15 protein-coding genes are annotated in these 13,344 nt (G+C 59.5%); 6 read left to right on the top strand and 9 right to left on the bottom strand.

Annotation, left to right across the window (positions count from 1 at the left end):
• Positions 1–132 precede the first annotated feature (132 nt).
• The 4 genes from IIY41_RS02830 to IIY41_RS02815 all read right to left on the bottom strand — a co-directional run bounded on the left by IIY41_RS02830 (position 133) and on the right by IIY41_RS02815 (position 3,440).
• Complete coding sequence (locus tag IIY41_RS02830) at positions 133–1,095, bottom strand: glycosyltransferase family 2 protein (protein ID WP_287399596.1); 963 nt, start codon at positions 1,093–1,095, stop codon at positions 133–135.
• A gap of 65 nt (positions 1,096–1,160) precedes the next feature.
• The gene (locus tag IIY41_RS02825) at positions 1,161–2,027 is read right to left on the bottom strand and encodes a DegV family protein (RefSeq protein ID WP_117473232.1); all 867 of its coding nucleotides are present in this window, start codon (positions 2,025–2,027) and stop codon (positions 1,161–1,163) included.
• A 4-nt stretch (positions 2,028–2,031) separates the two neighbouring features.
• Positions 2,032–2,529 carry a tRNA (cytidine(34)-2'-O)-methyltransferase gene (locus IIY41_RS02820; RefSeq protein WP_009322177.1) on the bottom strand — a complete coding sequence of 166 codons (498 nt, stop codon included), beginning with the start codon at positions 2,527–2,529 and terminating at the stop codon, positions 2,032–2,034.
• Between the two features lie 32 nt (positions 2,530–2,561).
• Entirely contained in the window at positions 2,562–3,440 is an 879-nt protein-coding gene (locus IIY41_RS02815) for a PfkB family carbohydrate kinase (protein WP_009322179.1), read from the bottom strand.
• A gap of 207 nt (positions 3,441–3,647) precedes the next feature.
• Here IIY41_RS02815 and IIY41_RS02810 point away from each other — a divergent pair, with 207 nt between their 5' ends.
• Both IIY41_RS02810 and IIY41_RS02805 read left to right on the top strand, forming a co-directional pair.
• Positions 3,648–3,836, top strand: a complete 189-nt coding sequence (locus IIY41_RS02810) for a hypothetical protein (RefSeq protein ID WP_009322181.1) — start codon at positions 3,648–3,650, stop codon at positions 3,834–3,836.
• A gap of 148 nt (positions 3,837–3,984) precedes the next feature.
• Complete coding sequence (locus tag IIY41_RS02805; protein WP_009322183.1) at positions 3,985–4,464, top strand: MGMT family protein; 480 nt, start codon at positions 3,985–3,987, stop codon at positions 4,462–4,464.
• A gap of 274 nt (positions 4,465–4,738) precedes the next feature.
• Here the strand turns inward: IIY41_RS02805 and IIY41_RS02800 are convergent, their stop codons facing one another.
• From IIY41_RS02800 to IIY41_RS02790, 3 genes are all read right to left on the bottom strand, one after another.
• Positions 4,739–5,902: a phosphoglycerate dehydrogenase gene (locus IIY41_RS02800; protein ID WP_009322190.1), complete on the bottom strand. Its 1,164-nt coding sequence runs from the start codon at positions 5,900–5,902 to the stop codon at positions 4,739–4,741.
• 28 nt (positions 5,903–5,930) lie between these two features.
• Positions 5,931–7,019, bottom strand: coding sequence for a 3-phosphoserine/phosphohydroxythreonine transaminase (gene serC / locus IIY41_RS02795; RefSeq protein WP_009322192.1), 1,089 nt, complete (start codon positions 7,017–7,019; stop codon positions 5,931–5,933).
• A 180-nt stretch (positions 7,020–7,199) separates the two neighbouring features.
• Positions 7,200–8,075, bottom strand: coding sequence for a prohibitin family protein (locus IIY41_RS02790; protein WP_069971801.1), 876 nt, complete (start codon positions 8,073–8,075; stop codon positions 7,200–7,202).
• A 911-nt stretch (positions 8,076–8,986) separates the two neighbouring features.
• On the opposite strand from IIY41_RS02790, the gene IIY41_RS02785 reads away from it, so the two are divergent.
• The 3 genes from IIY41_RS02785 to IIY41_RS02775 are packed head-to-tail and all read left to right on the top strand — an operon-like array spanning position 8,987 to position 10,543.
• Positions 8,987–9,232, top strand: a complete 246-nt coding sequence (locus tag IIY41_RS02785; RefSeq protein ID WP_287399591.1) for a hypothetical protein — start codon at positions 8,987–8,989, stop codon at positions 9,230–9,232.
• A 30-nt stretch (positions 9,233–9,262) separates the two neighbouring features.
• On the top strand, positions 9,263–10,261 hold the full coding sequence (gene mgrA, locus IIY41_RS02780) for an L-glyceraldehyde 3-phosphate reductase (protein WP_287399589.1): 999 nt from the start codon (positions 9,263–9,265) through the stop codon (positions 10,259–10,261).
• Between the two features lie 30 nt (positions 10,262–10,291).
• The gene (locus IIY41_RS02775) at positions 10,292–10,543 is read left to right on the top strand and encodes a hypothetical protein (RefSeq protein ID WP_009322200.1); all 252 of its coding nucleotides are present in this window, start codon (positions 10,292–10,294) and stop codon (positions 10,541–10,543) included.
• Between the two features lie 89 nt (positions 10,544–10,632).
• Here the strand turns inward: IIY41_RS02775 and IIY41_RS02770 are convergent, their stop codons facing one another.
• Both IIY41_RS02770 and IIY41_RS02765 read right to left on the bottom strand, forming a co-directional pair.
• Positions 10,633–11,457, bottom strand: coding sequence for an aminoglycoside adenylyltransferase domain-containing protein (locus tag IIY41_RS02770; RefSeq protein WP_287399587.1), 825 nt, complete (start codon positions 11,455–11,457; stop codon positions 10,633–10,635).
• Positions 11,454–11,984 (bottom strand): GNAT family N-acetyltransferase, encoded by a 531-nt coding sequence (locus IIY41_RS02765; RefSeq protein WP_058723187.1) that lies wholly within the window; start codon positions 11,982–11,984, stop codon positions 11,454–11,456. Before IIY41_RS02765 ends, IIY41_RS02770 begins: the two co-directional genes overlap by 4 nt.
• Before the next feature lie 236 nt (positions 11,985–12,220).
• Here IIY41_RS02765 and IIY41_RS02760 point away from each other — a divergent pair, with 236 nt between their 5' ends.
• On the top strand, positions 12,221–13,102 hold the full coding sequence (locus IIY41_RS02760; protein ID WP_205485888.1) for a glycoside hydrolase family 25 protein: 882 nt from the start codon (positions 12,221–12,223) through the stop codon (positions 13,100–13,102).
• Positions 13,103–13,344: the final 242 nt, after the last annotated feature.

Raw genomic sequence — 13,344 nt, 5'->3', positions numbered from 1 at the left:
CCTTCAGAGACAAGGTTATTTGGTAACGGCACCTACAGTTACATAGGATTTAAGCATAGCTTGAATTTCGCCCGCTTATGGGGGCTTGGTTTTTTGCGTCCTTTTTCGGAATGGTACTCAGATTACAATGTTTCAACCTTTCTCCTTTTCAAACGTCGTCTCGCTGATGATGAAGCGTGGACGCGCTTTTGTTTCGTTGTAGATCTTGCCCACATATTCCCCGATGACGCCGATTCCCAGCAGCTGCACGCCGCCCAGGAAGTAAATGGCGCAGATCATGCTTGTCCAGCCCGTTACCGTAAAGCCCACCAGCTTTGTGATGAGCGTGACGATGATGGCGATAAAGCTGACGGCGCTGACCAGCATGCCCGCCAGCGTGATGAGGCGCAGCGGCTTTACCGAAAGGCTGGTGATGCCGTCGAAGGCAAAGGCAAGCATTTTCTTCAGCGGGTAATGGCTTTCACCCGCAATGCGTTCGGCGCGCTCGTAGTATACGCTGGAGCAGCGGTAGCCCACCAGCGGCACAAGGCCGCGCAGGAACAGGTTCACTTCCCGGAACTCGGCCAGGCCCTCCAGCGCGCGTTTGCTCAGCAGACGGTAATCGGCGTGATTGAACACCACATCCGCTCCCAGCGCCTTCATCACTTTGTAAAAGCCCTCGGCGGTGGTTCGTTTGAACCAGGTGTCCGTCTCGCGCTTGGAGCGCACGCCGTACACCACGTCCATGCCCGCCAAGTATTCGTCGATCATCGCGTCCATGGCGTTGATGTCGTCCTGGCCGTCGCAGTCGATGGAAATGGTCACGTCGGCCAGGTCCTTGGCGGTCATCAGGCCCGCCAGCAGAGCGTTCTGATGGCCGCGGTTGCGGGAAAGGCAGACTCCCCTGTAATGCTCGTCCGCTTCAGCCAGGCTTCGGATGATGTCCCAGGTCTTATCCTTGGAACCGTCGTTGACGAACAGTATGCGGCTTTTGTCTGATATCCTGCCCGCTGCGGCAAGGTCTTTGATTTTTTTCAGGAACATGCCGCTGGTCAGGGGCAGCACGGCCTCTTCATTGTAACAGGGAATCACGATATACAGGATGGGGTTTCCCATTGGGACGTTCTCCTTTTATGTTCTTATGGGGCGCGGACGCTTGTCCATCCGGAAAAAAGGATGGTTCAGCGGCGTTTTTCACCTTGGTATACGATGGCCACGGCATTGGGGCCTGTGTTCGTGGCGACGGCCGCTCCCAGCAGGAAAGTGGCGGCCGGCGCATAACCGAATTCTTTTTTGCACATCTTGGCCAGCATTTTGGCGTTGCCATCGTCCGTTGCGCCGATGAGATAAGGCGTGCCCTCTGCCATCCGTTTTTTGGTCTGGACGATGAGCCCGGGCATCACGGCGCTGTCGCCGCGCACCTTGGCGATGGTGGAGGTGGTGTCGTCCACCATATGGATGATGGGGCGCAGGCCGAGCAGCTCGCCGGCGAATGCGGCTGCCGCAGAGACACGGCCGCTCTTTTTTACAAAACGCAGCGTATACATGGAGAGCATGATCTCCATACGCGCCAGCTGGTCCTCCAGATATTCCACGACGCTTTTTACGTCCGCGCCCGCCTGCAGCTTGCGCGCGGCCTCGCATACGTGCCAGCCGTATGTCATGGAATAGGTGTGGCTGTCCACCACATGCACGTTCATCGTGCAGCCGGGGCGTTCGTCGCGCAGGCTCTCGGCGGCCATGCAGGCCGCGTTGTAGGTGTTGGAACCGGCCGAATTGATGGACACGAAGATCACATCCGTATAGCCTTCGTCGGCATACGTGCAAAACTTTTCCAAAAAGCGCAGCATCGTGATCTGCGATGTTTTGGGGATGCCTTCGGCTTTGGTGAGCATCTCGTAATATTGTTCGTTGGTGAAATCCACGCGTTCGGTATAGCTCTGCCCGTCCACCACGATGCTGAACGGGAGGATATCAATGCCGTATTTTTCTTCCAGCTCGCGTGGGATGTCGCTGGCGGAATCCGTCAAAACAGCTGTTTTACTCACTTGTTCACTTCCATTCATATCCACGCAGGCGCCCGGTGTCGAGCAGACCCGCAAAATCACGCTGGCGCAGGGCCTCGTATACGCCCACAGCCACCGTGTTTGACAAATTCAGGCTGCGTGCGTCCGGGATCATCGGAAGGCGCACGCAGGCTTCCTGGTTTTCTACCAATAATGCTTCGGGCAGGCCCGCGTCTTCGCGCCCGAATACAAGGTACGCGCCGTCGGGGTAGGCGACGTCCGTGTAGCGCTGCGGTGCCTTTGTGGTGAAATAGTAAAACGGACCTTCATTGCGGGCAAAAAAATCCGTCAGCCCTTCATAATATGTTATATCAAGCAGGTGCCAGTAGTCAAGGCCGGCACGTTTGAGCTTTTTGTCATCCACGGTAAAGCCCATGGGCCCCACAAGGTGCAGCCGCGCGCCCGTGGCCGCGCAGGTGCGGGAGATGTTGCCGGTGTTTTGGGGGATCTGCGGCTCCACCAGCACGATATTCAACGGTTTCATGGGTGAGATTGCGCTCCTTCTGTCTGGTGTTTTTACAGCGGAAAAACAGCGTCCGTACAGGGCTGTGCAGGCGTTTCGGCCCAGTGGGAAAGCGTTCCGAGAAGCGGCTCGAACCGCACGCCGAAGCGGGGATCCGCTCCGGCGTGAAGGGTCTGTTCAGCCGCCAGCGCCACAAAACGCGCGGCGAGACGGATGGCGGCGGCTTCGGAAAAGCCGCGCAGTAGCCCGCCGGTGAGCACGGCGGCAAACAGATCGCCCGTGCCGGGATAATCTTGGGGGACGGGGGAATAGGGCAGGAAAACGGGCGCCCTGCCGCGCACAGCGCACACGTTGCCCCGCTGTCCGTCCGAAAGAGCGCCGCCGGTTACCACGGCGCAGCGCAGCGCGGGAAAGCGCTGCAGCAAAAGGGATGCATGGCGGGCGGCGCGCGTTCCGTCCGCCGCCGGGCCGGGAAGCTCCTCCAGAAGGAGCGCGGCTTCTGTTGCATTTGGGACGATCACATCCGCCTGTCCGCACAGTTGTGCGACGGCGGCGCGTATTTCAGGCGTCATGGAGGCGTAGGGCCTGCCGTGGTCCGCCATCACAGGGTCCACCAGCTTCAGCGCCGCCGGAGCCTGGCGGAAGGCCTGTTCCACCAGCGCCACCTGTGCGGCGCCGGCAAGATAGCCGCTGTATACACAGTCAAATGCAAGGCCCAGCTGCGCATAGTGTGCCAGTGCGGCGGAAATAAATCCGCTCTCATCTGTGCGCGCGGGCCTGCCAAGCCCTCCGGTGTGGGTGGAGAGCAGAGCCGTGGGCAGCGCGCAGGGCTGCACGCCCATGGCGGCCAGAGCGGGCAGCACAACGGCCAGGCTGCACCGTCCCACACAGGAGAGATCCTGTATGCACAGAACGGTATGCTGTTTTTGCATGCGGGCCCTCCTTTCCTCCGGGCCGCACAGACGGCGGCCTGCGGTTATTCTTTAGTATAGCATATTTTTTGCCGGAATAAGAGGGGGTTTTATGAACAAGTGGAAAAATTTGCCCCCGCATTTTGGCGCACCGGCGGGCATACTAGCAATAAAGCGGCACAAGCCGCGGCAATGCATACAAAAGATAATAAAACGAGGAGGATAAATATGCGCAAAAATACAGAGAGTATGATGAAGGGCGCGGCCTTAGGGCTGCTGGCCGGCGGCGCGGTAGGCGCGGCGGGCGCGTATGTGGCTCAGAAAAACCCGAAGGAAATGAAAAAGATGATGAAAAAGGCGGGCGCCAGCGCGGAGCGGGCGATGGAAACCATCGACCGCGTGCTGAACAGCCACTGAGCGACTGAAACATTCGGCAAAACCGGGCCGCGGCGCATGCTGCTGCCCGGTGCTTTATTATGTGGAAATTCTGCCGTAAAAATCAAACCGCCTCATTGCATGTCCGGCTCCGATACGGTATGCTGAGGGCATAGGAGGTGGTTTCGCAATGGCGAACGAGGATAAGAAAGATTTCAACGCGATGCTGCACAGGGCCACGGATATGCCCAGGATACAGCTGGTGACGGACGCGGCCACAGTGCAAAAATACGGCGGAGCACGGATGTACTTTGCCCCGGCGGCGGATTATGACGCGGTAATGAAGCGGGTGCCTTTCGGAAAAGTACTCACGGTAGGGAAGATCCGGGAATATTTCGCCCGGAAAAACGGCGCTGATTTTACCGACCCCATCACTGCGGGCATTTTTGTATCCATTTCGGCATGGGCCAGCGCCCAGCGGCAGACAGACGAAACGCCTTACTGGCGCACGCTGAAAGCGGACGGCGAGCTGAACGCAAAATATCCGGGCGGCGCGGAGGCCCAACGTGCGCGTCTGGAGGCAGAGGGGCACACCGTCATCCGGCGGGGCCGCACGAATATCCGCTATTATGTGCAGGATTATGAGGACGCGCTGTTTGAGCTGGAATAGAAAAAGCGCCCTGCGCGCCCAATGGCGCGCAGGGCGTCAGACTGTCGAAAAAAGCAAAGAAGTAAAAGAAAAGTCCGGGGAAAAAGCTTGAAAAAGGGGTGGTGAACCCCTTTTTCATTTAAAATGGCCCCGCGCCGTGCGCGGCGAACGGGGCCAAAGGCCCTGTTCGTAGGCAGCTTGGCGCAAAAGCGCAGCTTTTTCGACAAGCTGAAGCGCCCTGCGCGCCATTGGGCGCGCAGGGCGTCTGTTTCTTCGCTTTTTAGCAGCGGCTGTGTCACACCACACGCACGCGGATGATACCGCTTACGTCCAACAGGCGGGCGGCGTCGGCCGTGCCGACGCTGCCGCCGGTGTCCAGCATCGTATAGGCATAATCCCCGCGGGATTTGTTCGTCATGTTGTCGATATTCAGCCCCGCCTTGCTGGTCACGTCTGTAATGGCGGCCAGGATGCCCGGGATATTGCGGTGTACCACGCAGATGCGGCTGCCGCCCGCACGAGGCATGGAGACCGAGGGAAAGTTCACACTGTTTTTGATGTTGCCGTTCAGCAGATAATCCCCCAGCTCATCCGCGGCCATCACGGCACAATTGTCCTCGCTCTCCGGTGTGGAGGCGCCCAGGTGCGGGATGCACACCGCGCCTTCCGCGGAAAGCAGCGCCTCGCTGGGAAAATCGCACACATAACAGGCCACGCGGCCCGTTTTCAGCGCGTTCACCATGGCGGCCGTATTCACCAGCTCGCCCCGGGCAAAGTTCAGGATGCGCACGCCGTGCTTCATTTGGGCAATGAGGCTGTCGTTCACAAAGCCTTTTGTTTCAGCCGTGGCGGGAATGTGCAGCGTGATATAGTCACACTGGGCGATGAGGTCGGACAAATTGACGCAGTGGCGCACGCTGCGCGAAAGGCTCCAGGCACCCTCCACAGAGATGTACGGGTCGTACCCCAGCACCTCCATGCCCAGATGGGTGGCCATATTGGCGACCTTCACGCCGATGGCGCCCAGGCCCACGACGCCCAGGGTCTTGCCCGCAAGCTCCGGCCCGGTAAATTGGCTTTTCCCCTTTTCCACCAGCTTGCCGATGGCGTCGCCCTGGCCGGCCAGCGTTTTGGCCCACTCCATGCCTTTGCCTACCTTGCGGCTGGCCAGCACCAGCCCGCCCAGCACCAGTTCCTTCACCGCATTGGCGTTGGCGCCCGGCGTGTTGAACACCACGATGCCTGCCTCGCTGCATTTGTCCACCGGGATATTGTTGACGCCTGCGCCCGCCCGTGCAATGCCCAGCAGGCTTTCCGGCAGCGCCATATCCTGCATGGCGGCGCTGCGCACCAGAATGCCGTCGGGCTGCGCGCCCTCCTCATCCACGGCAAACAGATTGCTGGAAAGGCGCTCCAGCCCCTTGGACGAAATATTGTTCAGTGTTTTGATATTGTACATTTTCGTTTCCCCCTGTTCCGGCTGTGCGTCAGGCGTTATCCGCCTCGAACTGCTTCATGAATTCCACCAGCTTTTCCACGCCTTCGGCGGGCATGGCATTATAAATAGAAGCGCGCATGCCGCCCACGCTGCGGTGTCCCTTCAGGTTGACAAAGCCCGCAGCCGCGGCTTCGGCGCAGAATTTTTTGTCCAGCTCCGGGCTGGGGCTGGTGAATGTGACGTTCATGATGCTGCGGTCCGGCTTGTTCACGGGATTGCTGAAGAAAGACGAGCCGTCCAGATAATCGTACAGCAGCTTGGCCTTGGCGTTGTTGCGGGCCTCCATGTTGGCAAGGCCGCCCACTTCAGTTTCGATCCATTTCAGCACAAGGCCCATCATATAGATGGTGTAGCAGGGCGGCGTGTTGTACATGCTCTCGGCGTCGATGAGCGTTTTGTAATCCAGCATGGCGGGCCGGGCGATATCCGTGCGGGCGTTTTCCATCAGGTCTTCCCGGATGATGGCTACAGCCATGCCCGCGGGCGCGACATTTTTCTGCACGCCGAAGTAGATCAGCCCGTATTGGGAGACGTCTGTGGGACGGCTGAGGATGCAGCTGGATAGATCGGCCACCAGCGGCACACCGTCCGCATGGGGCAGCTTTGTAAAGCGCGTGCCGTAAATGGTGTTGTTTTCACAAATGTGGATATAGCTGGCGTTTTTGGAATATTCGACGGCGTCAACGTCCGGAATATAGGTGAAGTTTTTATCCTTGGACGAGGCGGGCACATTCACCCTGCCGAATTTTTCGGCCTCCTTCGCGGCCTTGCCGGAGAACTGGCCCGTTACAAGATAATCGGCCTCGCCGGTGGTCATCAGGTTCATGGGCACCATGGCGAACTGTGTGGACGCGCCGCCTTGAATGAAGCCCACCTTATAATTATCCGGAATACAGAGCACGCGGCGCAGAGCGGCCTCGGTCTCCTTGATGATGGCGTCGTACACAGAACTGCGGTGGCTCATCTCCATCACGCTCTGGCCGGATGACCCGTACTCAAGCATCTCTGCCTGAGCGGTTCTCAGGACGGATTCGGGCAGCATGGATGGGCCCGCGCTGAAATTGTATACTCGTGCCATAATTCCTTTTCCTCCAAAATACAAAATCACTTTATCAAAATAAAGTGTATAGTATTTATTATAAAGGCTGCTGCGCGGTTGTCAATGCACAAAAATGCCCGTCTGCACGCGGCAGACGGGCAAAAATTGCACATATTGACGGTTTTTGAATAAAATGTATTCGAGAGAAGGACAAAATGCTCATTCACCGGCTGCGGCGGAAGCGGCGCTCGGCGCTGAGGGAGCCACGGGTGTTGAGGGAGCGGAGGCGCTTTTGCCGGAGCCGGCTGCGGCGATGATATCGGAAATATCGAACATCATCGAGCCGTCGGAAGCGACGCTGGGCAGCTTGCCGTCCCATTTGTTGATCCATTCCATGGCAAGTGTTTCCTGGGTGATCTCCTGATTTTTCAGCCGGTAGCTCTCGGCCTCGGCACGGGCCTGTTCGATCTGCTGCTGAGCTTCCACTTTGATGCGGGCCAGGTCCTGCTCGGCTTTCAGCGCGTTCTGCTGGGCGGTCTGCTTGGCCTCGATGGCGGCGTTGAATTCCTCGCTGAACTCAAAGCTGGTGATGTTGAATACCTCGATGTCGAAGCCATAGGGGCCGATTTTTTCGGCCAGCGCCTCGCGCATCAGGTCGCCTACCTTCTGGCGTTCGGTGATGAGCTCCTCGGCAGTGAACTGGGCGGTGACGCTTTTTACGCATTCCTGAATGGCGGGATTGATGAGCACATTTTCAAAATCCGTGCCGATGTTTTGATAAATGCTGGCCGAATTGGCGCGGCCGATGCGGTAGTTCAGCGCAATGGTACTGTTGACAGTCTGAAGATCCTTACTGGCGGAGCTGCTGGATACCTCGGTTTTGAGCACGCGGTTGTCGATTTTGACAACATTGGTGATGAACGGCAATTTGAAATGCAGGCCCTCGCCCAGCACGGTGCCGCTCACCTTTCCGAAGGTGGTGACGACGCCGGTGTGGCCCGCGGGAATGGTCGTGACGCTGGAGAGCAGCAGAAACACGGCGAGAATGACTGCGAGCAGGATGGGGATGAATCGGAATTTTTTTACTTCTTTCATATTTTTCTCCTTTTTTAATAATGGGAAGCTTGTTGCTGAGGGAAGGAAACTGAATCTCTCGGCGCATGCGGGTCAGCGGCGTTTTTAGCAATGGGAAGCTTGCCGGGAGCGGGAAGAAAGCTGAATCCCTTGGCGCATGCGGTTCAGCGGCGTTTTTAGCAATGGGAAGCTTGCCGGCAGCAGGAAGGAAGCTGAATCTTTCGGCGCATACGGTTCGACGTGTTTTAACAATAAAAATTCTGCCGGTGCGTGAGAGCGACCGCTGCCCTTTGCGGGAGAGAAATCGAGGCAATGTTTCCTGTGTTTACGGGTGCGGAAGGATGGAAGCGCTCCCGCCGCTGGCGCCGACGGATGGGGAGCGCTTCTGCTGCCCGCGGGGCCATTTTGCAGCGGCCCCGCGGTATGATAGATATTATACAGGATAGTCTTTGGGGGCGCAAAGGCGGAAAAAAGCCGGTTTCGGCCTTTTTCGGCCACCGGGAACGGTTTGGGCAAAGCTACTGTCCCGTTCTTACCGGGGGATGCCCGTTTGGCGCGGGGGAATGTCCGTCGTTTTTTCGAAAACGCACACGGGCATGCGCATGCCGTGGCTTCCCGGTAGCCGGGGCGTGCCGCGTTTTTTCTCTTGCGCATGAGGGCGGGTTGCGGTATAATGACCCCAAAGTTGCCGCTAATGCGGCTGCGCGTATGCAAAAACACACGCTGCTGTGCCGGCGCACAGAACTTTGGGGAATTTGAACCATGCAAAACCGCAGCAGGTGCGGTTTTGTGGAAGGCCGCCTTGCAGCGGCGTCGTGTTATAATAGGGCCGTTTAGCGAATACGAGCCGCAGGCGAAGGATGCGCTTGGCGGCGTAGGATACCATGTCTCCCAGTGAACACGGGCAGGATGGGAAGTGCGAGCCTGGAAATATGGCAGTAGCGCAACAAATAGGCAAAGAATATCGCCGGGGAGGGAAAGCTACGGAAGGGATTCTGATCGTCGCTCTGGCGGGGCTGGCGGATATTTTGGCGCGCATCTGCGTGCTGCTGTACCAGAGGGGCCACGGCGGAACGCGCACGCTGAATTACCGCACCTGGGTGCTGCTGGTGGCGCTTGCGCCGTTTGCCTGGGTCGCATATCTGCTGGCGGGCCGTCCGCCGCGGAATTCAAAATAAATAAAAGAAAAGACAAAAGGGGGACCAACCATGCCTTACACTGCCAACGAGCGCCGTTATGAGGCGATGCAATACGCCCGCTGCGGCAAAAGCGGCCTGAAGCTGCCCCGCGTTTCGCTGGGGCTGTGGCACAACTTCGGCTCGTGCGACGCCTTCGACAATATGCGCGCCATGCTTCGCGCCGCATTCGACTGCGGCATCACGCACATCGATATGGCGAACAACTACGGCCCTGTGCCCGGCGCTGCCGAGGAGAATTTCGGCCGTGTTTTTGAAAAAGACCTGCGTCCCTACCGGGATGAGCTGGTGCTTTCCAGCAAAGCGGGATATACCATGTGGCCCGGCCCTTACGGGGACTTCGGCAGCCGCAAGTATCTGCTGGCCAGCCTGGACCAGAGCCTCAAGCGCACCGGGCTGGAGTATTTCGATATTTTTTATTCCCATCGGATGGACCCGGAGACCCCGCTGGAGGAGACCATGGGCGCGCTGGCTTCCGCCGTGCAGCAGGGTAAGGCGCTGTACGCCGGCATCTCCAATTACGACGGCGAGACGACAGCGCGGGCGGCGGCTATCCTGAAAGAGCTGCATTGCCCGTTCATCATCAATCAGAGCCGGTACTCCATCTTTGACCGCACCATCGAAAAAAACGGGCTGAAGGCGTATGCCGCGGCCCATGGTGTGGGTGTCATCGCTTTCAGCCCGCTGGCGCAGGGACTGCTGACGGACAAATATCTGCACGGCGTGCCCGCAGACAGCCGCATCAAAAAAAGCGGTGTTTTTTTGAAGGAGAGCGCCCTTACGCCGGAGCGGCTGGCACAGATCGCGGCGCTGAACGAGCTGGCTGCCGCCCGGGGCCAGACGCTGGCGCAGATGGCGCTTTCGTGGGTGCTCAAGGACAGCGGCGTGACCAGCGTGCTCATTGGCGCGTCCCGTCCGCAGCAGATCGTGGAGAACGCCGCCATAGTAAACGCCGCGCCGTTTACCCAGCAGGAGCTGGACGAGATCGAACGCATCGCTGCGGTGCGGTGAGCGGCTGCGAGGGAAAGGAGCGGAGCGGGCATGTGGTTTTGGCAGCGCAGAGAGGTGTATATGGGAAAAGACGGCCCACAGCTTTACGCCGTGCGCACAGCACTGGAGCAGGCCGGTATCGGCTTTGAATGCATCGTGCGCAGCGGACGCAACTACACCGGGGCCGACCGCCGCATGACGAACGCGCACTCCGCGGATGCGGGCATCTGGTATGTTTATGTGCGCAGCGCGGATCTGGAAGCCGCCGAGGGTGTGGCACAGCGCGCGCTGCGTGGCGGCTGAACGGTAAAACAGGAGATAAAAAGAGCGTTTTCCACAGGCGGGACAGCCTGCGGGAAACGCTCTTTTCACTGTCGTATCCCGGCTTGTGCTCAAATGTTTTGCCCGAAGAAGTCCGGGTGGAAGATGGACGGCAGAAGAAAGGCTGCGAATGCCTGTGCCTGTGCGGGCGCGGGCAGAAAAGGCGCGCCGGAACGGTAGCTTTCCGCCGCGCTTTGTGCGAAGCCGGCATATGGGGGCGGCAGACGGCACGCGGCCCAAAGCCCGCCTTGTTCTTTGGACAAGACGAGCCCTTCCTGTGCAAAAGCAAGCGTTCGGCACAGGTTCAGCGTGGTGGAGGCGGGCGTCCGCAGGATGTCCGAACAGGCGGTGCCCACGTCTTGGCGGATGCTGTCCAGATACGCCGCGCGGGGCACAGGACCGAACATGCTTTCGGCAGGCGGCCCCCAAAGGGTGAGGCCGACGGCGCGGGCTACGGTGAAATGCGCCGCAAGGTCCAGGTCTGCGCCATGCATTTCCGCGCAGTAAGCGGGGAGGTCACGCAGGCAGCGGGCTCGGTGCATGGGCGAATAATGCAGCTCGTAGGGCGCGGGGTGGATAAAGGACCGGCAGTATGCCTCCAGTACTGCGCTCATCTCCAGCCCTTTGGACGGGGCGTCCGGCTCCAGCGCCAGCAGCGCGCGGAACAGGGCCTCCTTTTGCGCCTGAGAAAGCGGCCTTCGCACAGCAACGAGAAAATCGATATCGCTTTGTGTCCAACAAAAGCAGCCGAAAGCGAGAGAGCCGTGGACGTAAACACCCGCAAGCGTGTCGCCGAGGGTGTTGCGGCAGGCTGCGGCGATGCGGTGCAGCAAAATACGGACGCGCGGGTCGTCCGGGTGCGCACGGCCTTCTTTCCGCGTGCTGTCCCGTGTCACAGCGTTTTCTCGTACAGGCGGCACGGGTCGACGGTGCCGACGCAGAAGTGCATCTCGGCTGTGCCGGCGCACGCAAAGCCGCACTGCTCATACAGGCGGATGGCAGGGACGTTGCCCACACAGACATCCAGGCGAAGCGCACGCATGCCGCTTTGCCGCGCAAGGACCTCCGCATGGGCGAGCAGCCGCCGGGCCAGGCCCCGCCCCTGATACGCGGGATGTACGGCCAACGTGTGGATCAGCAGCAGGTGCGGCCAGTCCGCGTCCGGTCCCCAGCCGGGAACCTGGGCATAATCCGGGTCGGCGTCGTGATTCAGCACCATGCTTCCTATGGCGCGGGCACCGTCCCAGGCGAGGTACAGCGCCCCGGCCGCCTGGGCGCGCCGGGCGTCGGTGCGGGTGGGGTAAACGCCTTGCCGCCAGCCGGGCCAGTTTGTACCGGCCTCCAAAGCGCTGCAGACATCGTTGTAAAGCTGCTCCGCGGCATCCAGATCCTCCTGAGCCGCGCGTCTGATATCGATCTCCACAAAAAAGCCTCCCGATGCGGCGCTGTCCTGTTGGAGCGCCGTGCTTTTTCAGTATAGCATGTACGCCCGTGCTGTGCAAACGAACATCATGCGCCCGAAGCGCGGACAAAACGCTGCGGATACGCATAGGATGAACGCAGGGGGCGCATGCCGCGCTCCGCTGCAGACCGGCCAGCCGCCCGCCGAAAGAGGCGGCCGCCGCCCGGCACAGCCTGTGCGGCAGCAGGGAGGTTTTTATGGCAGCTATTTATCAAACGGGAATCGACGTATCCCGTTATCAGGGTACCATCGACTGGGCCGCAGTGGCCCGGGCGGGCAAGCAGTTTGCCGTTATCCGCGCGGTATCCTCCAACAATTCCGGCGTGTATGTAGACCCCATGTTCGAGAAGAACTATGCGGGGGCAAAGGCCGCCGGGCTTCGGGTGGGTGTTTATTACTACACCTATGCCCAAACAGAGAGCTACGCCGACAGGGAGCTGGAGGCGCTGACGGCAGTTCTGGCGGGCAAGAAGCTGGAATATCCGGTATTTGTAGATATGGAGGCCGAGGGCATCGCCGCACTGGGCCGGACGAGGGCGACGCAGCTTGCGCTCTACGCACTGGAAAAACTGCGTGCGGCGGGGTGGTATCCGGGCCTGTACACCTATTCCAATTTTGCGAAAAACCGGCTGGATATGGCGAAGCTCAGCGCTTATCCGTTTTTTGTGGCGGATTACACGGGCAGCGTTACCTATCCGGGCGCTTACCAGATGTGGCAGTATTCCAGCACAGGGCGTGTACCGGGTATATCGGGCAATGTGGACCTGGACCATTCGTATGTGGATTTTCTGCCGGCCATTCAGGCGGGAGGCTACAATGGCTATGAACCTGAGATACCCGGGCTGGAGATGGTGCCGGTGCCCGGCCTGAAGCTGGAGGTATATGGGACGCTTAACTGTGAGTATTTTTACAAGCCGGATATTTATGACGTGGCGGGTACGCTTCCTGTGGGCCGGTACGAGGCGGTGGCGCAGTCGGTGGGGTGCTACGGCGGCTTTACCTGGGTGACGCTGCGCTATAAAAACGCCGTGTACTGGACGGCGCTTTTGGCCGACCGGTGCTTTTTGCTGCGTGCCTGAGCGCGTGGCACGGCGTTGGACGCTTCCCTTCGCAAAATGAATGAAGCCCTTTACGGTTGATAAAAGCAGCGGTGCCCGGCCGCTGCTTTCTCTCTGTTGCCTCAGAGGCTCCGGCAAGGCGGGGAGCCTCTTGCAAACCTGACGGCGTTTGGGGTATAATAACCTCAAAGCCGCCGCTGCCGCGGCTGCGCGTGTGCGCCGCACTCGCTTTTGCGCTAACGCACAGGGCTTTGAGAACATTG

The sequence above is a fragment of the Ruthenibacterium sp. genome (genome assembly GCF_017421385.1).
GTDB lineage: Bacteria > Bacillota > Clostridia > Oscillospirales > Ruminococcaceae > Ruthenibacterium > Ruthenibacterium lactatiformans.
This window is presented reverse-complemented; position numbering and strand designations above follow the sequence as displayed.